Source organism: Citrobacter sp. TBCS-15 (assembly GCF_005280815.1).
GTDB classification, from domain to species: Bacteria; Pseudomonadota; Gammaproteobacteria; order Enterobacterales; family Enterobacteriaceae; genus Citrobacter; species Citrobacter werkmanii.
Genome location: NZ_SZWK01000102.1, coordinates 231,591 through 253,439, shown reverse-complemented (window position 1 = coordinate 253,439; position 21,849 = coordinate 231,591). Strand labels below are relative to the sequence as shown.

The window sequence follows — 21,849 nt, the reverse complement described above, 5'->3', positions numbered from 1 at the left end:
ATGTTAATTAGCCTGACCTCGCGGATATTTCCAACTTACCGCCGTCCGATGGCGACGAGGCCAGTGGCGCGAATAGTATAGACACCCGTTTGCTGATTTTTAGCTATCCGTGCCGCATTAGGTATTCACGCTTAAAATGTTACTCATGCTTGATCATGACATGGCGAACAATCGTGTAATCCTCCAGTCCGTACACCGACATATCTTTGCCATAACCAGACTGTTTTTGCCCGCCGTGCGGCATCTCGCTGACCAGCGTAAAATGGGTATTGACCCAGGTGCAACCATATTGCAGACGAGAGCTGAACCGATGCGCGCGTCCGACGTCCCGGGTCCAGACGGAAGATGCCAGTCCGTATTTCGAATCATTCGCCCACGCCAGTACCTGGTCTTCATCATCAAATACGGTCACGCTGACCACCGGACCAAAAACTTCCCGCTGCACGATGGCATCTTCTTGCTTCGCCCCGGCCAGCAGCGTTGGGGCAAAGTAGTAGCCTGCACCATCCACTTTTTTACCACCGGTGATAACCTTGATATGCCCCAGGGCTTTGGCCTCATCGACCGCTTTGGCCACGCGATCAAGATGCGCCTGCGAACTTACCGGTCCCAGCTCCGTCGATTCGTCGTTCGGCGCGCCAATTTTCAGGCTGGCAACCGCCGCGCCAAGTTTCTCAACCAACGCGTCATAAATACCTTTCTGGGCATAGATTCGACAAGCGGCGGTACAGTCTTGTCCGGCGTTGTAATAACCAAAGGTTCGCACGCCGTTCACTACCGCATCCAGATCCGCATCATCAAAAATGATCACCGGGGCTTTGCCGCCCAGTTCCATATGTGTGCGCTTAATTGAAGACGCGGTATGCTGGATAATGTGTTCGCCAGTGGCAATAGAGCCGGTTAGCGAAACCATGCGGACTTTTTCATGTCCGGTCAGCGGATCCCCCACCGTTTTACCGCGACCAAACAGCACATTAACAACGCCTGCCGGATAAATATCTTTGGCAAACTCGGCCAGTTTAAGCGCCGTCAATGGGGTAATTTCCGACGGTTTAATCACCACGCAGTTCCCCGCCGCCAGCGCCGGAGCCAGTTTCCACGCCGCCATCATCAGCGGGTAGTTCCACGGCGCAATGGAGGCGACCACGCCCAGCGGATCCCGGCGAATCATTGACGTATGCCCTTCCAGATACTCTCCGGCGGCCTGGCCTTGCAGGGTGCGGGCTGCCCCGGCGAAGAAGCGGAAAACATCGACGATGGCCGGAATTTCATCGTTGAGCACACAGTGCAGCGGCTTACCGCAGTTGAGCGATTCCAGCTCAGCGAATGTTTGCGCGTTATCCGCGACAGCATCCGCCAGTTTCAGCAGTAACTCGGAACGCACTTTCGGTGTGGTTTGCCCCCAACTGGCAAATGCATGGTCGGCCGCACGGACCGCGGCATCAACCTGCATGGCTGAGGCCTCTGCAATCTCCAGAATCAGTTCACCAGTGGCAGGGTTATAGACCGGCTGCTTTTCACCTTCACCGTTGACCAGCTCGCCATTAATCAGTAATTGATGTTGCATAGCAATTTCCCATATCGTCGTTTATTTACCGTTTCCGGCGAGAGTGTCGCCTTCACGCGTTAGCCACCAGGCCCCTAAAATTGGCAGTGTAGTCACCAGCATTACCAGCAATGCCACAACGTTGGTGACAGGCACATCTCGTGGACGACCCAATTGATTGAGCAGCCACAAAGGAAGTGTTCTTTCATGTCCGGCAGTGAACGTTGTCACGATGATTTCATCAAATGACAAGGCAAACGCCAGCATCCCTCCTGCCAGCAGTGCCGATGCCAGGTTCGGCAGCACCACGTAACGAAAGGTTTGCCAGCCGTTGGCGCCAAGATCCATAGACGCTTCAACCAGACTCCATGAGGTACGGCGAAAACGCGCCACTACGTTGTTAAACACCACCACCACGCAAAACGTCGCATGCCCCACCACGATGGTGAGAAAACCCGGTTCCAGGTTGATGGTTTTAAACGCCGTCAACAGCGCCAGACCGGTGATGATCCCCGGTAACGCGATTGGCAACAGCAGCAACAGCGATATTGCACTCTTGCCAAAAAAGTCCCTACGCCACAGCGCGGCAGCGGCCAGCGTCCCCAGAACGAGAGCAATGGCCGTCGACAACGCAGCGATTTTAAGTGACAACGTCACTGATTCCAGAATATCGCTACGTTGTGCCGCAACGCTAAACCACTTCAGCGTTAACCCCTGCGGTGGAAAACTAAAAGCAGCCTCCTCAGTATTAAAAGCATAGGTGGCGATGATGAGGATGGGAAAGTGCAGGAAAATAACCCCGCCCCATGCCGCCAGTTTGAGTAACCAGGGTGCGCGTTCAGAGTGCATCGAAAGCTCCCAGACGCTTCACAAACGCCAGATACAGTGCGATTAACACAATCGGCACCAGAGTAAATGCCGCCGCCATCGGCATATTGCCGATCGCCCCTTGTTGCGAATACACCATGTTGCCGATGAAATACCCCGGCGGTCCCACCAGTTGCGGCACGATAAAGTCGCCCAGCGTCAGAGAGAAGGTAAAGATCGATCCCGCCGCGATACCGGGTATTGCCAGCGGAAGGACCACATAGCGGAAGGTTTGACGAGGGCGTGCGCCCAAATCAGCGGAAGCCTGTAACAGTGACGGAGGAAGCCTCTCCAATGCGGCCTGTACCGGCAGGATCATAAACGGCAACCAGATGTAAACGAACACCAGAAAGCGCCCTAACCCTGAGGTCGACAACGTATTGCCGCCAACAGCAGGTAGCGTCAGGAACGAAAGCAGCAGCGGCTCCAGCCCAAGATGGGTTAAAAACCACTGCGCCACGCCGTCTTTCGCCAGCAGTAACGTCCACGCGTAGGCTTTAACAATGTAGCTGGCCCACATCGGCAGCATCACCGCAATGTAAAAAAAGGCTTTCATTTTGCCGCTGGTATAGCGCGCCATATACCACGCCATTGGAAACGCCAGAATCGCGCTGGCAATGGTGACCGCTATCGCCATCGTCAGGGTACGCAAAATGATGTCGTAGTTGGCGGGATTAAACAGCGCCTGCAGATTCGCCAGCGTCAGGTCCGGCGTGACCGACATGGTGAAATCGTCGAAGGTATAAAAACCTTGCCACAACAGCGTCAGCAGTGAGCCAAAGTAGACGATGCCAAACCACATCAGCGGCCCGAGAAGCAGTAAAAACAGCCCCAGCCCCGGATTACGCCAGAAGAAACCGGAGATCTTGTTCAGATTTGTCGGTTGCGATGGCGAAGGTAAGACGTTCATAGCCATTCACCTCTCCTCAACCAGCGGCACCATCACGTCGCGTGACCACGATGCCATCACCTGCTGACCCGGCGACAGCGTTGAGGGCAGCATTTCTCCCGTCAGGTTCGCCTGGCTAACCAGCAACTTTTCACCGCCGGCGAGTTTCAGTTCAAACCGTGTCGCCGCGCCCTGGTACTGCACCGCCTGGATAACGCCCGGAGCCTGGACTTCTCCCCCAATATCATTCAGACGAATGTGTTCCGGACGCAGGGAAAACATCCCCTGTAGCCCGCAAACGTTCGCTGACATCGTGGCATCAAAGACATTGGACGTCCCGACGAAACTTGCCACAAACGGCGTACGCGGTCGCATGTACAGTTCACGCGGCGAGTCCACCTGTTCGATGCGACCGTTATTAAACACCGCCACACGGTCAGACATCGACAGCGCTTCGCCCTGATCGTGAGTGACAAAAATGAAGGTGATACCGAGAGATTGCTGTAACTTCTTCAGCTCTAATTGCATCTGTTCGCGCAACTTAAGATCCAACGCCCCGAGCGGCTCATCCAACAGCAGGACACGTGGCTCATTAACCAAGGCCCTGGCAATCGCCACGCGCTGACGTTGTCCGCCGGAAAGCTGTGACGGTTTGCGCTCATGAACAAAACCGAGTGCAACCTTATCAAGCGCCTCACGGGCTTTGGCGTGACGCTGTTTTTTATCAATCCCTTTGACCATCAGCCCGTAAGCGACGTTGTCGAGGATCGACATATGTGGGAATAGCGCGTAATCCTGAAATACCGTATTGACGTCCCGCTCCCAGGGCGGCAATTCGCTGGCTTGTTTTCCAAAAATGGTGATTGCGCCGCCTGAAAGCTGCTCGAACCCGGCAATCAGGCGCAGACAGGTGGTCTTGCCGGAGCCGGATGGCCCCAGCATAGAAAAAAACTCCCCGTCGTTAATCGCAATACTCACTCCATCAACTGCACGAACATCCCCGTACAGACGCGAGACGTTATGAAACTCTACTGCGTACGTCATAAAACCCCCAGCGGAATTAACGACCGCCCATAATGGCGATGTAATCCTGCGTCCAGCGACTGTAAGGAACGAATTTGCCACCTTCCGCCATTGGCGTTTTCCAAAAGGCGATTTTGTCAAAGTAGCTATAGCCGTTGGTTTCACAGCCCTTTTCACCCAACAGCGGGCTGGCTTTACATCCTTCAGGCACCACTGGCAGAGAACCAAACCAGGCGGCTACGTCGCCCTGTACTTTCGGGGTTAATGACCAGTTCATCCATTTGTAAGCGCACACCGGGTGTTTCGCTGCACTATGCAGCATGGTGGTGTCAGCCCAACCGGTAACCCCTTCTTTTGGGAATACCGTGGCAATAGGCTGACCTTCTGCTTTCAGGGCGTTAGCCTGATAAGGCCAGGCGCTGGATGCCACCACGCCTTCGTTTTTGAAGTCACTCATTTGCACAGTGGTATCGTGCCAATAGCGATGGATTAGCGCATGCTGATCGCTCAGGACTTTGATAACCGCCTGATACTGCTGTTCGGTGAGTTGGTAGGGATCGGTGATGCCTAATTGCGGCTGGGTGGCTTTAACGAATAACGCGGCATCGGCGATATAGATCGGACCATCGTAGGCCTGCACGCGTCCTTTATTGCTTTTTCCATCCTCAAGTTTTTGCTCAACAAACACCACGTTCCAGCTATCTGGCGGTGTTGGGAAAGTTTTGGTGTTATACATCAGCAAGTTTGGTCCCCACTGATACGGGGTGCCATATACTTTTCCGCCAACGTTAAACCACTCGCCTTTCACCACGCGTGGATCGATACTTTTCCAGTTTGGGATCAGCGCAGTGTTAATCGGCTGCACGCGTTTACCCATAATCAGACGCAGTGAAGCGTCACCGGACGCGGTCACCAGGTCGTAGCCGCCTTTTGCCATCAGGCTGACCATCTCATCAGATGTGGCCGCCGTTTTAACATTGACCGCGCAGCCGGTATCTTTCTCAAACTGCGAGACCCAGTCATATTGTTTATCGGTTTGTCCGCGCTCGATATAACCCGGCCAGGCAATAATATCCAGGCGGCCTTCCGGTTTATCTAATGATGTAGGGGGTTCGGCTGCCTGTGCAGTCATCAGCGTCATACTGAGCGCACACAGGCTACTGAGGGCAAATTGCTTGCTCATAACATCTTACTCCTGTCGAAAAAATATTGAGCGGCAGCCTTGCCGTAAATATATGTCCTTTCCTAAAAATAGTCGGGGTGTGCTAAGCGTTCCTGCTGGCGCAAGGAAATTTAATCAGGTTGTGAGCTAACGCTCATTACGCTACTGATTCTGACCGGGTGTTTTAATCTTCTGGAGTATAGACAAGGAGTTAGGCGTAGAGGTGGCAATAGTAAGAACTATTGATTTTTTGTATGGTAGCACCCGATATAAATAACATCAGGGTTCGGTATTCTCTATTTCGAAAATAAGAACGCACTATTCTTTTATATTGAATAGCGCGTTAGATTTTATTTCATCATTTCGCGAATTAATTTTCCAAGCTGTTTCACCGCCAGTTCCTCGCGTTCTCCCCAGTGCCATGCGGTATTAAAGCGAAAGAAACGTGTCCAGCTTCCCGAGGTTGAGAACATTTTCCCCGGCGCAATGCTGATGTGGTGCGCCAACGCTTGCGTACTGAGCTCTCCCGCATCCAGCGGTTCCGGCAGTTCGAGCCACAGAAAATAGCCGCTGTCGTTGTGGTGAATTTTGACCTCCGCCGGAAGATGGCGCAGTAGCGTTTGCCAGGCCTGCTGTTTGCGTTCTGCAAGTTGACGGCGTAAACGGCGCAGATGCGCGTCATAGCGTCGGGTTGACAAATAGTCCACGAGAGCAAGCTGCATGGGGGAACTGGTGGATAAGGTGCTCATTAGCTGGAGTCGCTGAATGCGCCGGGCATGTTTCCCTGCCGCCACCCAGCCAATACGAAATCCGGGCACCAGGCATTTTGAGAATGATGAACAATGCAGAACGCTATCGCTGCGATCCCAGGCTTTGGCGGGGAGCGGTTTTTCTCGACCAAAGTACAGTTCGCTATAAACATCATCTTCAATCAGCATCACATGATATTTCTCCAGTAATGCGACCAGATGCGCTTTTTTCTCTGCGCTGAGCGTAAATCCCAGCGGATTTTGGCTGTTGGTCATCAACCAACACGCTTTTACCGGATACTCCTGCAATGCCTGCTCGAGCGCGGTAAGATCGATCCCTTCTTTAACATCAGTGGCAACAGACAGCGCCTTCAGACGTAATCGCTCCAGTGCCTGCAATGCGCCATAAAAACAGGGGTTTTCGACAATTACCCAGTCACCCGGCTCGGTGACCGCCTGCAGGCTCAGGTTGAGGGCTTCTAGCGCACCGGTGGTGATCACAATTTCGTCAGGTGAAATGGTCATCCCCTGTTGGGCATAGCGGCGGGCGATGGCATGGCGCAGCTCTTGATTCCCCGGCGGCAAGTTTTCGATCACGCTCATAGCCGTGGCTGTTTTACTCACCTGCGCCAGCGAGCGGTTTAACTGCTGGAGGGGGAACAGACGCGGGTCAGGGAACGCAGAGGCAAATGGCATCACCGACGCATCCCGACTGGCCTGTAGCATATCAAAAATGTAGGTGTTGATATCCACCGCTTCGTCGCGCATCACCTGCGCTGGCGGCGCTGCCAGCTCGCGTTCGGGACGTGCGGCAACATAGTAACCCGACTGTGGCCGGGCAATAATCCGGCCCTGGCTTTCCAGCAACTGATAGGCATGGCCAACGGTCATAAAACTCATCCCGCTGCTGGCCACCTGCTCACGCAAAGAAGGCAGACGATCGCCGGGTTGCCATACGCCAGACGCGATTTGCTCGCGAATTTGCTCTGCCAGCCGCTGGTACTTTTTCATGTTTCGTCCTGATTACCGGTGTTGGTGACTACCACTGTGTATATCAGTTTACATAATCAAGACATTTTTTATAACTGTTATGACCAAAATTTGATTAGATTTCATAACGGTTAGATTTTTTATGAAAGGTGCGCAGCGATCACTTTAAAGCTCAAACTCTGATTTCTCACTGAGCTTTTTCTCAAAGGCTGTTCGCAACTTATTGGTCACAGCATCAAAATCATTAAGTATTTCTGTATCATTAAAGCAGACCTGAGCGGTTCCATCGGTTAGCGTTTTAATAGCATCATTGATACTTTTAGAAGACAAATTAAAATACTTCCCTCTCTTTAGGGGGTTTTGTGGGTTAAACGTTCCTTTAGCCAGTTGCCAGTAACGGAATAAATATTGCGTTAAGCACAAAGGCTCTCTGAATTTCTTGCTGATCGTTTCTCTCAGCAGTTTTTCTTCTACCTGCCATATCTCATTAAATGTGCTTTTCAAAAATGGCTGTGGAATATGTCGGCTGTAAAAGCCTTCAAAAAACTTCTCTTTTCTGTTAGAAAAATTTTTCAATAGTCGTCTTTTGTAACACATGTTGTAATATTTACTCTTATTCTCTCGCATTGTAACATGTTTACTAAAGTGGCTATTTAAGATGCTGATATTGAGAAAATCTGATGAACTCATGATAAGGTCATCTTTATTGGTTGGCGGATTTCTCTTTAAAATCAGAAAGTCATTAGGTTTATCGTGATCAAAGTAGAAGTCTTCACTCAGCGGTGCCGTGATGAACATATCATCATTAAACAACACAAACTTATCACTCAAATCATTAATTTTGTGAATATTAAGTTCTATCGCATTTGAGTTGAAGGTCGGCAGATACTTACTTTCGATGAACTGCTCATGAAAAACGATATTTAATTTCTTATGATGAACATTAAGCCATGCAGGAATTTGTCCGCATGTAACTAAATGTATCTTCCTGACCCATGGTGCATATTTTTCAACACATCTGAACCAATAATTAAAGATACCCATATCCCTGAACCGTGCCGGATGTATAGCACCCTCATCGTGGTAACACGCGGCTTTATGTTGGGAAAAACTAGCCTGCCAGGCTAAATCACTTGAGTCAACCCACAAAACGACAAAGTCGATTCCGCTCATTTTATTGTTCCAATGAATTATTTGCGGCGAATATAACAAAGTGCTAATTCACTTTTTGAACTAATCAAGGCATCAACATTGAAGGTCCCTGCTTTTGTGAAAACCATAGCAATAGTGCAACTGTTATGGTTAAAAAGAACTGTTCTGTTTCTGCCCTCTATTGCTTCCCAGGCTTAGAATTGCGCCAAATCAATTTTGCCTGCGGAGTTAAGCATGTTCGGTCTTGACGCGTTTCACCTGGCGAGGATCCAGTTCGCGTTTACGGTATCCTTCCACATTATCTTTCCGGCCATTACCATCGGGCTCGCCAGTTATCTGGCAGTGCTCGAAGGACTATGGTTAAAAACGAAAAATCCCACCTGGCGCTCGCTATATCATTTCTGGTCCAAAATATTCGCCGTAAACTTTGGTATGGGCGTGGTTTCCGGGCTGGTGATGGCCTATCAATTCGGCACCAACTGGAGCGGTTTTTCCGAGTTCGCCGGGAGCATCACCGGACCGCTACTGACCTATGAAGTGTTAACCGCCTTTTTCCTCGAAGCGGGTTTCCTTGGAGTAATGCTGTTCGGCTGGAATCGCGTGGGCCCTGGCCTGCACTTCTTCGCGACCTGTATGGTTGCACTGGGTACCATTATTTCTACCTTCTGGATCCTCGCCTCCAACAGCTGGATGCAGACGCCGCAAGGCTATGAAATCGTTAATGGGCAGGTTGTTCCCGTCGACTGGTTCGCCGTTATCTTCAATCCCTCATTCCCTTATCGTTTGCTGCATATGTCTGTAGCCGCCTTCCTCAGCAGCGCGTTATTTGTGGCGGCTTCTGCGGCGTGGCATTTGCTGCGCGGAAACAATACGCCAGCTATTCGCGCTATGTTTTCGATGGCGCTGTGGATGACATTAATCGTCGCCCCGTTACAGGCATTGATTGGTGATATGCACGGTTTGAATACGCTGAAACACCAGCCGGCAAAAATTGCGGCGATTGAAGGACATTGGGAAAATCCGCCCGGTGAACCTACTCCGCTATTGCTGTTCGGTTGGCCGGATATGGAACAGGAGCGTACCCGCTATGGACTGGAGATCCCGGCGCTGGGCAGTCTGATCCTGACCCACAGCCTGGATAAACAAGTCCCGGCCCTAAAAGAGTTTCCTAAAGAAGATCGACCCAACTCAACCATGGTGTTCTGGTCGTTTCGCATTATGGCAGGGCTAGGCATGCTGATGATCCTGCTGGGCACGATCGCCCTGCGGCTACGTTACAAGCAGAGGTTATACACCTCACGTCCTTTCCTGCGTTTTGCATTATGGATGGGTCCCTCCGGTCTGATTGCCATACTGGCTGGCTGGGTAACCACTGAAGTTGGCCGTCAACCGTGGGTGGTCTACGGTCTGCAACGTACCGCAGATGCAGTATCCGCACATGGCGATTTACATATGAGTATCAGCTTGTTGTCATTCTTTGTGGTGTACAGCTCCGTATTTGGCGTCGGTTACAGCTACATGATCCGCCTGATCCGTAAAGGGCCACAGGAAGATGATCCGTCAACGCCGCCATCCGGCACGCCTGCACGACCGCTTTCTGCTGCAGTTCTTGATTCTCAACCGGAGGCTCACCGCTAATGGGTATCGATTTATCAGTTATCTGGTTTGTCATTATCGTGTTCGCCACGTTGATGTACATCGTGATGGATGGTTTCGATCTCGGTATCGGCATTTTGTTCCCTGCAATTCAGGATGCTGATGACCGTGATGTGATGGTGAATAGCGTCGCCCCCGTATGGGACGGCAACGAAACGTGGCTGGTACTGGGCGGGGCCGGATTATTCGGCGCCTTCCCCCTGGCCTATGCAGTGATTGTCGATGCGCTGACGATCCCGCTAACCCTGATGCTGCTCGGCCTGATTTTTCGCGGCGTCGCTTTTGAGTTTCGCTTCAATGCCACGCCAGCACATCGACCATTCTGGGATAAAGCTTTTCTCGGCGGCTCAATTCTGGCGACATTCACTCAGGGCATCGTGGTAGGTGCCGTGCTTAACGGATTCTCTGTAACCGGACGCAGCTACAGCGGCGGTCCTTTAGACTGGCTGACCCCGTTCACGCTGTTCTGTGGTGTTGGGCTGGTCGTGGCCTACGCCCTGTTGGGAGCAACATGGCTGGTGATGAAAAGCGAAAATCCGTTGCAGGATAAAATGCGCCGCGTGGCCAAAAAACTGCTGCTGGCGATGCTGGTTGTTATCGCCATTATCAGCCTGTGGACGCCGCTGGCGCACAGTGCGATTGCCGAGCGCTGGTTTAGCCTGCCCAACCTGTGGTTCCTGATGCCGGTTCCGCTGCTGGTGCTGTTGATCAGTATGTGGCTGTGGCGCTCACTGGACCAACAACACAGCCATGCACTACCGTTTGTTTTGACGCTGGGATTGATCTTCCTTGGGTTCAGCGGTCTGGGGATCAGCATATGGCCGCATATTATTCCGCCGTCCATTACGCTCTGGCAGGCAGCAGCGCCAGCGCAAAGCCAAGGCTTTATGTTGGTTGGCGCCCTACTGATTATCCCGATAATCCTGGTATATACCTCCTGGAGCTACTACGTTTTCCGCGGCAAAGTTCAACATGGTGAGGGGTATCATTGATGCAACAATCAATCTGGAAACGCCTGATGTGGCTAGTGATCCTCTGGGGTGGCAGCGTGCTGGCCCTGGCCGCCGTCGGTATGTTCTTTCGTTTACTGATGACGGCTGCTGGCTTTAAGTCCTGAGACTCTCCCTGAAAACAACCGGGCAGCGCGATGCTTCCCGGTTGTAACAAATCCCAACGTTAACCAAACAAAAATGCAAAAAACATCTCACTGGCAAAACAGAGATTGCCATTTCACCGATTAAAATATTGAATAGTCACAAGGCGAAATTATCGCCACTTCCGTTGCTAACGTACCAGAGGGTGCAAGATGTTTAAGAAAGGATTAACGGTGTTATTGCTGGCCAGCGCGCTTTTTTCAGGTCAACTTCTCGCAACCAATCAAGGGCATGAATATCTTCAGGTGCAGAATGCCGATCACGTATTACGGCACACCGCCGACAGCGATGAGCTGCGCGTGACGGCGGAAGAATCCGCCGCCGATCTTCGCGAACATCATTACTGGCAAAAATCACGCAAACCCGATACTCACCAGGGTTAAGGTTTGCGCTTCGGCAATGTTTTCATCAGATCTTCAGGACTGACGGAAGCGACGATGCTGCCCGGCAATGGCATCTTCAGAATGTGATGTTTCATCTTGCCGATTACATGCATTTCGCACGGTCGGCAATCAAATTTCAGCGTCAGAACTTCATCGCCGTTTACCAGTTGCATCGGTGTGGCTTTCCAGCTCTTGATGTTTCCTTTCGCCTGTTTCGGGCACAGGTTAAACGCAAAACGCAGGCAATGTTTGGTGATCATCACCGGCACATCGCCCTTTTCTTCGTGCGCTTCATAGGCCGCATCAATCAACTGAACACCATAACGGTGATAAAACTCACGCGCTTTATGGTTGTAGACGTTTGCCAGGAAGCTCAGATGCGTTTGTGGATACACCGGCGCAGGCTGTGAAACCGGTTTGCGACTGCCGCGCTGATAGTTTTGCAAACGCGCCGCATCCAGCATATCGACAGCTTCACGTCGCAGTTGATTGAGTTGACCGTTTGGCACAAACAGCGCCCCCGGCAGATTAACCTGAATATCGCGGGCGTAATAAAGCGTTTGTCCAAGTTTGGCCAGACCATCCTGCAGATTGCTCAACGCTTTTTCTGCATTGTTCGCTTCGTCAAAGTGACCGTCCAGCGTATGAGTAACGCTCACCCCCTCTTCACTGGTGAGTGTCAGGATCAACTGCTCCTGCCAGCCACCCAGCTCAATATCAACCGCGATACGACGTTCGCTGGAGGTTTTGGTTAACGCCTGCTGCCAGTTATGATCGAGATTACGGTTCAGCGGATGATGCGGACGCACTTTGTGCAAATCGGTTGGCATTTCATTCGGCCACACCCGATATCGATTGTGCCCCGTTTTTTCAACGGTATTGGCACGGAAACCAACCACCTCACGCTTGATTAACACGTTCAGACCATCGCCGTTCGCCAGCGGCTCGGTGACCTCAACATCCAGATGATCTTTCGCGACCTTCAGGACTTCACCAACCGGCAGACCAATGAATTTTGGCGAGTCAAACGCGCCGATATCGCCCTTACGCGCATTGACAAAATAATCGGTGCTACCGCGATGGAAGGTTTTTTCCGTGGAGGGGGTAAAGAAATGTTCGGTGCGTCCGGCTGATGAACGGGCCAGGTCGCCGCGCTCTTCAATGATGGCGTCGAGCATCTGACGATAATGCGCGGTAATATTCTTCACATAGCTCATGTCCTTATAGCGCCCTTCAATTTTGAAGGAACGCACGCCTGCATCAATCAACGCGCCGAGGTTGGCGGTCTGATCGTTATCTTTCATCGATAGCAGGTGTTTTTCATAGGACACCACGCGCCCCTGATCGTCTTTCAGGGTATACGGCAAACGGCAAGCCTGGGAACAGTCGCCGCGGTTAGCGCTACGCCCGGTTTGCGCATGTGAAATATAACACTGACCTGAATAGGCAACGCACAACGCACCGTGAATGAAAAATTCAATGGTCGCGTCCGTGGCCTGGTGGATGGCGTTAATCTGCTCAAGGCTCAGTTCCCGCGCCAGGACAATCTGGGTGAATCCGACATCAGACAGAAACTTCGCCTTCTCGACGCTGCGAATATCACACTGCGTGCTGGCATGCAGCTCAATGGGGGGAATATCCAGCTCCAGAATCCCCATATCCTGCACAATCAGAGCATCAACACCGGTCTGGTACAGATCGGTAATTAATCGCTGTGCGGGCTCCAGTTCATCATCGTGCAAAATCGTATTCAGCGTCACAAAGATTTTCGCCCCGAAGCGATGGGCAAAAGGCACCAGGTCAGCGATATCTTTCAGGCTGTTGCTGGCGTTATGACGCGCGCCAAATCCCGGTCCGCCAATGTAAACGGCGTCTGCACCGTGTAAAATGGCTTCGCGCGCAATGGCGGTATCCCGGGCCGGGCTTAACAATTCAAGGTGATGAGGCTGCTGGCGCATACAGTTGTTACCATCCACAAGCGGTAAAAATGGCGGCTATTGTAGTCACAAGCGCGGCATTTCGGAATAGTTTTCCCGATCAACTGCGCGGGTAATGGATCAGCGAATGAAAGTGAACCGTTTGTTCACCGCTGTTACGGTAGCTATGGGCCGTATCGCCGGCAAAACGGACACCTTCACCGGCTTTAATGGTACGCCATAGACCATCAATGCACATATCCAGTAGACCACTAATCACCACTACATGCTCTATAACCCCGCTTTCGTGTGGCGTGGATTCACTGAGCGCGCCGGGTGCCAGCAGTATCGAAAAGTGATCGAAACACAACTGAGGATCCCACGGGAACAGCGGCGTGACGACCATCGCCTGGTGTTGGGGATCGAAAGCCGGGGGGCTGTCTGACTCGGGTGGCGAAATAAACGTCGAAAATGGGACATTCAACCCGGTGGCGATTTTCCACAATGTCGCCACTGTAGGGCTGGATTCATTGCGCTCAATCTGCCCCAGCATCGCTTTTGACACGCCGGTTTCCTCCGCCAGACGCGAGAGACTCCATTCCCGCTGGTGGCGCAGCGTTCTGAGCGTCGTCGCCAGATAGTGAGTTAAGTTATCCATGTTTCTCCTCCTTCGCCCTTCCTTCTCAAGGCTACAGCTTAGCACTTGTACGCTATAACGCACAGTGCTACAGTGACTGACCGTTATAACGCACACGGAGTTGCTATGCGCACATTTTCAATCCCTCTGCCTACCGTGCTATCAGGTTTTGTCGCGGTGCTGGTCGGTTATGCCAGTTCGGCAGCCATTATCTGGCAAGCGGCGCTGGCCGCAGGTGCGACGACAGGGCAAATTGCGGGTTGGATGACCGCGCTGGGAATAGCGATGGGTGTTAGTACGCTGGCGCTGACATTATGGTATCGCGCCCCTGTTCTCACTGCATGGTCAACGCCCGGCGCCGCACTGCTGGTTACGGGCCTGCAAGGGGTAACGATTCAGGACGCGATCGGTATTTTCATCGTGGCTAACGCCTTAATTGTGCTGTGCGGCGTAACCGGACTCTTTGCCCGACTGATGAAAATAATCCCTCACTCACTGGCGTCAGCCATGCTGGCCGGGATCCTGCTACGCTTTGGCCTGCAGGCGTTCAATAGCCTTAACAGTGAGCTTATCTTGTGCGGTAGCATGCTGGTGGCATGGTTAGCGTTTAAAGTCATTGCCTCACGGTATGCGACGATCGCCGCGATGCTGGTAGGTATAATCATCGCGCTGATAAAAGGTGACATTGTCACTAATGAGATAAGTTTATCTCCAGTGTTACCCGAGTTTATTGCCCCGCATTTTTCATTTGCCCACAGCATTAGCATCGCACTGCCGCTGTTTCTGGTCACCATGGCCTCGCAAAATGCTCCCGGTATCGCCACCATGAAGGCGTCAGGTTATGCGTTACCCGTTTCACCGTTGATTGTCTTTACCGGTCTGCTGGCGCTGCTGTTTTCCCCTTTTGGTGTCTATTCCATTTGCATTGCCGCTATAACCGCGGCAATTTGCCAAAGTCCCGAAGCGCATCCTGATGCCAAACGACGTTGGCTAGCCGCGGCGGCGGCGGGTGTCTTCTATCTTCTGGCTGGGGTGTTTGGCGGTTCGGTCACCGGGCTGATGGCAGCCTTGCCCGTAAGCTGGATCCAAATGCTGGCGGGTTTGGCGTTGCTTGGCACGATTAGCGGCAGCTTGTACCAGGCATTGCATCATGAAGCCGAGCGTGATGCGGCTATCATTACTTTTCTGGTCACTGCCAGTGGCCTGACGCTATGGGGAGTTGGGTCTGCATTTTGGGGGCTGATCGCCGGAGGTATGTGTTACGCGGTGTTTACTTTATTTCGCCGCACGTAACTGCGTTGGCGTTTTACCCGTCACCTGCTTAAACCGGTTGCTGAAATGGCTCGCCGAACTGAACCCGCAAGCCATCGCAATATCCGACAAACTGCGGGAGGAATGACAGACCAGATGCTGGGCTAATACCATACGTCGTTGCATAACGTACTGATGCGGCGCCATATTCATTGACTGGCGAAACATTCTGGCAAAGTGGAATTCACTCAGCGCCGCCTCGCTTGCCAAATCGCTCAGGGTGATGGGGTACGCCAGATGCGCTTCTATGTAGGCCAGCACATTGCGCAATGTGGCAGGCGCAAGTCCCCCGGTGACAGCGGGCAACTGCCATTGGACGTTGCTGTAATGCTGGATCAGATGCGTGAGCAGTAGCGAAGACGCGGCGCTGAGCGTGAGATGGTTGGCCGGTTGTTGCCAGTCATTCCCGAGTAAAAACTGACGATAAACCGCTGTTATCCCCGGATCGCTGCCAAACGTATGCTCATCCAGCATGAAGCTATAAGGGCTTTTGTCCCAGACTTTTTCACCCACTTCGCGCAAATGGCCGTCCGTACAATAGAGATGCACAAAGGAAAGATCGTCGCGGATATCCCAACTGGATTCGCTCTCTTTCGGCATCAGGCAAAAACGGTCCGGCCCACCACCATTCTTCCAGCCGCCGGCCGTCTTGTGGTAACTCTCGTAACCATCGGCGATGTATAAGCTAAGGGTATGGTGATCGCAATACTGGGTAATGGTATCACGCTTATTTGACCAGGCCGCCAGTTGGATCCCTGAATGTAACGCAACCGACTCGTGCAGCACGGCATTGTGTTTGCGTAAGTTTTCAAAGGCAGCGTAGGGCTGAGACAGAGACATACCATCACATTCAAAATAAGTTAGCAGGCTTTCAGTCTATATCAGCTACATATTGTTAACAGCTTCCTTTTCACATTTGCGCGAAAAAAAGCGCAAGATTTTGCAAGTCCACCGCAATCGGATGAAAGCCCCCTGCTACCCAACGTGACACAGTGTGCGCCTGAAGACCAAAAAGAGAGAGTTGTATGAACGCACTATTGTACTGCCTGGTGGTAGTGATTTGGGGAACGACATGGATTGCCATTTATCTGCAGCAAGGGCCGGTTTCAGCGCCGGTATCTATCTTTTGGCGCTTTGCCGTTGCCAGCTCGGTAATGATAATAATCCTGTTGGTTAGCGGTAAATTACGCAAACTATCTGGTCGTGACCATCTGTTTTGTCTGTTACAAGGCGGATGCGTTTTTTGCTTTAACTTTTGGTGTTTTTATACGGCTGCGGCGTGGATTAACACGGGCCTTGAATCGGTGATTTTCTCGATGGCCGTCCTGTTCAATGCGATCAATAGCTTTCTCTTTTTCGGCCAAAAACCGCCGATGCGCTTTTATATTGCCGCCGGTCTCGGTCTGACCGGCATTGTCACCCTGTTCTGGCAGGACTTGCTCAACAGTGGGTTCAACCATTCACTTCTGCTGGGCATCGGCTTAAGCGCTCTGGGAACCTTTGGTTTTTCATTGGGCAACATGATAAGTCTGCGCCACCAGAAAAAAGGGCTGGAAGTATTGACCACCAATAGCTGGGCCATGTTGTACGGCACGTTGCTGATCGCCGCTATTGCGCTGGTGCGTGGCGATGACTTCACTCCGCAGTGGACTTTCAGCTATCTTAGCGCACTGCTGTACCTGGCTATTTTTGGTTCGGTGATTGCCTTTGGCGCCTATTTCACACTGGTCGGTCGTATTGGTCCCAGTAAGGCCGCATACAGTACGCTGCTTTTTCCTCTGGTCGCACTGACGCTGTCAACATTGTATGAAGGGTATATCTGGCAGGTAAATGCGATTGTGGGATTAGTATTGATTTTGCTGGGGAATCTGGTGATGTTTGCCCGACCAGAAGCGCTGATGGGTAAACTCGTATATCGTCGCCGGGCGGCATAAAAAAACGCACCATCCTTAGATGGTGCGTTCATCATTATTATTGTGTTTTTTTGTTCACGTCAAACATGGAAGCATCAGTCGCCATGTCATCAACAACTTTCTTCAACGTTTCGAACGCCATCGGCGTGCTTTCGTTGTTCAGATCTTTACCTTCACCCTTACGTACAACCTTAACAACCGGTTTATTGGTCGCCGCATCAATCAACTCACCCTCGAAGTAGAGGTTGGTATCCATGGTACGGTGACCCGTTGCCATTTGCGTTCCCGCAACCAGCAGCGCAACCGGGATCACTTCGTAGAACTGCAGCCCTTCTTTACTGGTCGCTACACCGGTAATTGCCCCGCGGAAAATCAGGCTACGTGGCCCAGGGGTAGTCACCAGGGGTTTACGTTTACTGATTGCGGATTTCAACTGTGTATTGGTGTAGGTCAGTAGTTGATCAAGAACCTTCTGCCCTACCTGCGTAGTAGGTTTAGGAACCGGATAATACGTTACCGGGTTATATACAATGTTGTCATATTTGGATTCGTTGTAGTTCGGGTCAACCCAACGGAGTACCGTTTGTCCGGTTGCCGATTTTGTTTCCTTCAGATCAGAGTAATTTTTTAAAAACCCAGAATATTTATCCGGTTCGGTTACTTTTGACGCACAGCCGGATAATGCCAACAAGCCAGTAAGCACTGCAACTTTAAATAAAGTATGAGTACGCATGAAACGATCCCTTTAGTTTTCGCAATGATGCCTAAAAAGAATAGCAAAACAGATTCATTTTGGATGCACTAAAAATGGTAAGGACCGCACAATTTTATCTTTGCGCTCAACATAAAAAATGCTGAACGCAGAGAGAGTTAACCCAGACAGGAGGTTCAGGCAGTTTTGCGTGCAAGCATAGTGGCAAAGCGCAGTTTAATGCGATTACCATTTTCATCCGTACGATGAAGTTCACCCACGTCTTCGTTGTATTTCAGCAGATCCCACCCGCTGTAATAGTTGCGTAATTCACCCGCTTTAAAGGCAAACGGAAAACCAACAGTGCACGGGAAATCATCAGTGTCCATTGCCGCAACGATTAAATTATATCCGCCTGGCTTCGTGCAGCGCTGCATATTCTCTATCAGTCCTGGGATAGTTTTAGCCTCAAGGAACATCAGCACAACGGTAGAAAGAATAAAATCATATTCGCCATCAAAGCGTAAGGCGTTAAGATCTGCGACCTGCGTATGCAGGTTGGTCAGTCCTTCCGCCGCTTTAATACGCTCAAGGTTCGCTATGCTCATGGGGTTTTTATCCCATGCGGTAACGTCATAGCCGTTTGCCGCAAGGTACAGACTGTTACGACCATTACCGCAGCCCAGATCTAATGTTTTACCTGGCGCGACCACTTTTGCCGCTTCAACAACATCGGAATGCGTACGGGTTAAATCGTATTTCTCAGTAAAGTAGTTTTCGTCGCAATGAGTCATCATTTATCCTCAGATTTCAGTAATGCAGCACGTTCTGTGCGGATAAGCAGCTTTCCCTGCATCAGCAAAGCAAGCGTACGTATCAGTAATAATGCAATGATAAAATTGGTAAAAATAAACAGTGGGATAGACAGCGTATGAAAAAATCCTGATTCGCTGCCGTGTCCGAGATGCAGGCCCGTCGTCGCCAGGGCCGACACGCCAAACGAGAAGCTCCAGAACGAGGCATTAAATGGTTGAGACAGATACCATGGCATGAGACGTAGCATAAACAGAAGTTGCAACAGACCATAGCCGAACAGCATTTTGGCTAACGTATCGCCCTCACCGCCGTTGACGCTAAGCCAGGCGCTACAGGCGACCAGCGCGGGCGCCAGTTGAATGCCAAGCGAAGTCCGTAAGACCGATGGCAGCTCCCCGCAGCTACGTAAACGTTGCAGGATCACCGGTTCCAGGCTGAGCCAGGAAAAAACCCCGGCCCCCAAAAACACCAATCCGGCATCATTGAAACCAAGCGCGCCACAGGCCATTGCGCTGATAAAGTTATTGGCGACGGTCGGCAGATACAGACCTGGCGTGGTGGCTTCCTCTGGATGCGCTCCACGCCATAATCCTGCCGTTTGCCAGGCCGCATACGCCAGTTGTATCACCACGCCAATGCTGAATAACCCGATCGCCAGCGGTCGATACCAGGGAACAAAACCAATTGCTACCAGCATGGTTGTGGCCGGAAACAGACTGACAAAGCTACTCATCACCGGGTGACGAATTTCAGCCAGTACGCTGTGCGGGAAATGCAGCAAGCGATACATAAAAGCCAGCGTCAGCAGCCCCCAAATGACCATCGCCAGGATCACTAACCCATCGCCAATCCAGTGACTCACCGGCCATATCTGGCTGGCATAACGCCAGGCGAATCCCATCCCGATGGTACCCAGTACCATGCCAAAATAACCGGCCGGAAGATTTAGGACCCGTTCACTCTGTTTGCTCTTACTCATTTTGTTTATTTTTTAAAGTATATTTGAAATACATTTTATGGAATTTCAACCGGTTTAGCCAGTGCGGAAAACTTTGCTACGTTTAACTAAGGTGCGCAACATGGAAATGAGCAATGACCAAATATCGACTCAACGATGAGCTTCGCTCCTTTAGTTACCAGGATAATGGCAATAAAAAAAGCGTATTACTACGCCAAATCATTGCTCTCATTGATTTTAATGATGTTACCGCCGGTACGCCTGGCGGCTGGATTGATGATGAAAGCGTCTTGTCGCAAAGCGGTGATTGCTGGATTTACGATGAGAATGCGCTCGCATTTTCCGGCGCATCGATAACCGGAAACGCCCGGGTTACTCAGGCAAGCGTAGTCAGAGATGGCGCGCAAATAGGCGATGCCGTGTGGATTGACCGGGCAGAAATCAGCCATTACGCACAAATACGTGACAACGTCACGATTCAGAATTCTGTTATTCGCGGCGAGTGCCTTCTGCGCGGTAATGCACGCGTTGTAGGTGGATCCGAAATCATTGCCGCCAGGGGACTCACTCTTGAAAACGACCAGTTGCTGCAGATTTACGATCGGGCGACCATTAGCAACTCACGAGTAGTGCACCAGGCGCAGATCTATGGCGATGCGAAAATCAACTATGCCTTTATTGAGCATCGGGCGGAAGTTTTTGATTTCGCCCTGGTGGAAGGTAATGAAGAGAATAATGTCTGGATTTGCGATTGCGCCAAAGTCTACGGACATGCGCGCGTCATCGCCGGAACCGATGAAGATGCGATTCCTACCCTGCGCTACAGCTCACAGGTGGCGGAACACGCGGTAGTCGAGGGTAACTGCGTGCTGAAGCACCATGTGTTGGTCGGGGGACATGCTACATTAAGCGGCGGACCAATCCAGCTTGACGATCACATTCTGGTTGAAGGTCACGCCTGCGTTATTGGAGCAGTGTTGATCGAGAATCACATTGAGATAACCGGCCAGGCGCACATTGAAGCGTTTGATGGCGATGCTATTCATCTGCGCGGGCCGAAAGTGATCAACGGCGAACAACGCATTACGCGTACCCCTATCGCAGGCTTACTCTGAAGGACCATCAATGATGCGGGCATAGAGATTCATATCGTAGTATTCGCCATTGAGGAACTCAGCCTGTCGTAAACATCCTTCCAGTTGGAAGCCATTGCGCAATGCCACCTGGTTGCTCTCAACGTTCTCTACGCGGCATTTAATCACAAAACGGCGAATTTCCTGGCGCTGCGCATAATGATGAATCAATGCCTGCAGCGCCTGGGACATAATGCCCTTACCCTGCTGAGCTTCATCCAGCCAGTAACCAATATAGGCCGCTTTGTTCTGTGGCTCTATCTGGTTAAACGCGATGACACCCACCACATTCTGTTGTGCAAAAATCAGGAACATTTTGGCGTAGCCGCGCTGGTGCAACATCATATTTCCCTGCACGTTTTTGCGCGTGTCGTCCTCGGATTCTACAAACTGCGGCCAGTTCAGCGACTGCTGGAGCCAGGTTTTATTCTTGAGCACCAATTGATGCAGAGGGGTGACGTGTTGTTCTTCTACGGCACGCAGTTCCAGCGTGTCACTAATGGTTATCACTTCTGGCATTTTCTTTCCGTTACGCTCGTTAAGCAGCTAATTCTGCTCACAATAAAACAGGAAGGGCTTCCCTTTTGGAAGCCCTTTTACACAGCAAGCGCTGTTTTACTTAGCTCTCACCGACACTCTCTTTTTGCAAAATTTTGAGCAGATCTTCCTTCAGGTGGAGTTTCTGTTTCTTAAGGCGAACAATGTCCAAACTATACCCCCGACCATCCGAACCTTCCAGTCTGGAGATCTCATGATCAAGGCTGTTGTGTTTTTCGAATAAGGACAGAAAGCGAGGGTTCTCGGTTTTCAGTCGGGAAATAAGGTCTCTGTATTCTGGAAACATACTTTCTCCCTGTTAGTGGACAAGAACATGTATAAGAAATACACAGCCCCAGAGTACCC

Annotated in this window: 22 protein-coding genes; 7 read left to right on the top strand and 15 right to left on the bottom strand. The window is 51.3% G+C overall.

The genetic code is table 11. From position 1 onward, the window contains the following. Positions 1-139: 139 nt before the first annotated feature. From patD to FDW96_RS07915, 7 genes are all read right to left on the bottom strand, one after another. Entirely contained in the window at positions 140-1,567 is a 1,428-nt protein-coding gene (gene patD / locus FDW96_RS07950; protein ID WP_137365487.1) for an aminobutyraldehyde dehydrogenase, read from the bottom strand. Positions 1,568-1,588: 21 nt separating this feature from the next. Next, positions 1,589-2,395, bottom strand: a complete 807-nt coding sequence (locus tag FDW96_RS07945) for an ABC transporter permease (protein ID WP_003020204.1) — start codon at positions 2,393-2,395, stop codon at positions 1,589-1,591. Continuing rightward, positions 2,385-3,329, bottom strand: a complete 945-nt coding sequence (locus tag FDW96_RS07940; protein ID WP_061381299.1) for an ABC transporter permease — start codon at positions 3,327-3,329, stop codon at positions 2,385-2,387. The genes FDW96_RS07945 and FDW96_RS07940 overlap by 11 nt, the downstream gene beginning before the upstream one ends. Beyond that, positions 3,330-4,346 (bottom strand): ABC transporter ATP-binding protein, encoded by a 1,017-nt coding sequence (locus tag FDW96_RS07935; RefSeq protein ID WP_042308276.1) that lies wholly within the window; start codon positions 4,344-4,346, stop codon positions 3,330-3,332. It lies immediately after the preceding gene. A gap of 16 nt (positions 4,347-4,362) precedes the next feature. Beyond that, entirely contained in the window at positions 4,363-5,508 is a 1,146-nt protein-coding gene (ydcS, locus tag FDW96_RS07930; protein ID WP_137365486.1) for a putative ABC transporter substrate-binding protein YdcS, read from the bottom strand. Between the two features lie 329 nt (positions 5,509-5,837). Continuing rightward, positions 5,838-7,247, bottom strand: a complete 1,410-nt coding sequence (locus FDW96_RS07925) for a PLP-dependent aminotransferase family protein (protein ID WP_137365485.1) — start codon at positions 7,245-7,247, stop codon at positions 5,838-5,840. A gap of 144 nt (positions 7,248-7,391) precedes the next feature. After that, positions 7,392-8,399, bottom strand: coding sequence for a Stealth CR1 domain-containing protein (locus tag FDW96_RS07915; protein WP_137365484.1), 1,008 nt, complete (start codon positions 8,397-8,399; stop codon positions 7,392-7,394). Positions 8,400-8,612: 213 nt separating this feature from the next. On the opposite strand from FDW96_RS07915, the gene FDW96_RS07910 reads away from it, so the two are divergent. From FDW96_RS07910 to FDW96_RS07895, 4 genes are all read left to right on the top strand, one after another. Then, on the top strand, positions 8,613-10,016 hold the full coding sequence (locus FDW96_RS07910) for a cytochrome ubiquinol oxidase subunit I (protein WP_137365483.1): 1,404 nt from the start codon (positions 8,613-8,615) through the stop codon (positions 10,014-10,016). Further along, positions 10,016-11,026 carry a cytochrome d ubiquinol oxidase subunit II gene (gene cydB, locus FDW96_RS07905; protein WP_079224094.1) on the top strand — a complete coding sequence of 337 codons (1,011 nt, stop codon included), beginning with the start codon at positions 10,016-10,018 and terminating at the stop codon, positions 11,024-11,026. Before FDW96_RS07910 ends, cydB begins: the two co-directional genes overlap by 1 nt. After that, positions 11,026-11,151 (top strand): DUF2474 domain-containing protein, encoded by a 126-nt coding sequence (locus FDW96_RS07900; protein WP_064507023.1) that lies wholly within the window; start codon positions 11,026-11,028, stop codon positions 11,149-11,151. Before cydB ends, FDW96_RS07900 begins: the two co-directional genes overlap by 1 nt. Positions 11,152-11,340: 189 nt before the next feature. Continuing rightward, positions 11,341-11,571 carry a DUF2554 family protein gene (locus tag FDW96_RS07895; RefSeq protein WP_042308265.1) on the top strand — a complete coding sequence of 77 codons (231 nt, stop codon included), beginning with the start codon at positions 11,341-11,343 and terminating at the stop codon, positions 11,569-11,571. On the opposite strand, the gene FDW96_RS07890 is transcribed toward FDW96_RS07895, so the two are convergent. Both FDW96_RS07890 and FDW96_RS07885 read right to left on the bottom strand, forming a co-directional pair. After that, positions 11,568-13,529, bottom strand: a complete 1,962-nt coding sequence (locus tag FDW96_RS07890; protein ID WP_137365482.1) for a U32 family peptidase — start codon at positions 13,527-13,529, stop codon at positions 11,568-11,570. The genes FDW96_RS07895 and FDW96_RS07890 overlap by 4 nt on opposite strands. A 79-nt stretch (positions 13,530-13,608) precedes the next feature. After that, positions 13,609-14,145 (bottom strand): helix-turn-helix domain-containing protein, encoded by a 537-nt coding sequence (locus FDW96_RS07885; protein WP_061381295.1) that lies wholly within the window; start codon positions 14,143-14,145, stop codon positions 13,609-13,611. Positions 14,146-14,250: 105 nt separating this feature from the next. Here FDW96_RS07885 and FDW96_RS07880 point away from each other — a divergent pair, with 105 nt between their 5' ends. Beyond that, positions 14,251-15,417, top strand: a complete 1,167-nt coding sequence (locus FDW96_RS07880) for a benzoate/H(+) symporter BenE family transporter (protein WP_042308262.1) — start codon at positions 14,251-14,253, stop codon at positions 15,415-15,417. On the opposite strand, the gene FDW96_RS07875 is transcribed toward FDW96_RS07880, so the two are convergent. Continuing rightward, positions 15,400-16,269, bottom strand: coding sequence for an AraC family transcriptional regulator (locus tag FDW96_RS07875; RefSeq protein WP_137365684.1), 870 nt, complete (start codon positions 16,267-16,269; stop codon positions 15,400-15,402). The two genes, FDW96_RS07880 and FDW96_RS07875, sit on opposite strands and share 18 nt — an antisense overlap. Positions 16,270-16,460: 191 nt before the next feature. On the opposite strand from FDW96_RS07875, the gene FDW96_RS07870 reads away from it, so the two are divergent. Next, positions 16,461-17,369 carry a DMT family transporter gene (locus FDW96_RS07870; RefSeq protein WP_137365481.1) on the top strand — a complete coding sequence of 303 codons (909 nt, stop codon included), beginning with the start codon at positions 16,461-16,463 and terminating at the stop codon, positions 17,367-17,369. 37 nt (positions 17,370-17,406) lie between these two features. On the opposite strand, the gene FDW96_RS07865 is transcribed toward FDW96_RS07870, so the two are convergent. From FDW96_RS07865 to tehA, 3 genes are all read right to left on the bottom strand, one after another. Continuing rightward, positions 17,407-18,081 carry a DUF3313 domain-containing protein gene (locus FDW96_RS07865; protein ID WP_038640757.1) on the bottom strand — a complete coding sequence of 225 codons (675 nt, stop codon included), beginning with the start codon at positions 18,079-18,081 and terminating at the stop codon, positions 17,407-17,409. Between the two features lie 155 nt (positions 18,082-18,236). Beyond that, positions 18,237-18,833 carry a tellurite resistance methyltransferase TehB gene (gene tehB, locus FDW96_RS07860; RefSeq protein ID WP_137365683.1) on the bottom strand — a complete coding sequence of 199 codons (597 nt, stop codon included), beginning with the start codon at positions 18,831-18,833 and terminating at the stop codon, positions 18,237-18,239. Further along, positions 18,833-19,834 carry a dicarboxylate transporter/tellurite-resistance protein TehA gene (gene tehA / locus FDW96_RS07855; protein ID WP_137365480.1) on the bottom strand — a complete coding sequence of 334 codons (1,002 nt, stop codon included), beginning with the start codon at positions 19,832-19,834 and terminating at the stop codon, positions 18,833-18,835. Before tehA ends, tehB begins: the two co-directional genes overlap by 1 nt. Before the next feature lie 113 nt (positions 19,835-19,947). Here tehA and ydcK point away from each other — a divergent pair, with 113 nt between their 5' ends. Then, on the top strand, positions 19,948-20,928 hold the full coding sequence (gene ydcK, locus FDW96_RS07850) for a YdcK family protein (RefSeq protein ID WP_137365479.1): 981 nt from the start codon (positions 19,948-19,950) through the stop codon (positions 20,926-20,928). On the opposite strand, the gene rimL is transcribed toward ydcK, so the two are convergent. Together rimL and FDW96_RS07840 are read right to left on the bottom strand one after the other, a co-directional pair. Next, complete coding sequence (rimL, locus tag FDW96_RS07845; RefSeq protein WP_137365478.1) at positions 20,920-21,465, bottom strand: 50S ribosomal protein L7/L12-serine acetyltransferase; 546 nt, start codon at positions 21,463-21,465, stop codon at positions 20,920-20,922. The genes ydcK and rimL overlap by 9 nt on opposite strands. Positions 21,466-21,565: 100 nt before the next feature. Then, positions 21,566-21,790 (bottom strand): YdcH family protein, encoded by a 225-nt coding sequence (locus FDW96_RS07840; RefSeq protein ID WP_006684453.1) that lies wholly within the window; start codon positions 21,788-21,790, stop codon positions 21,566-21,568. Positions 21,791-21,849: the final 59 nt, after the last annotated feature.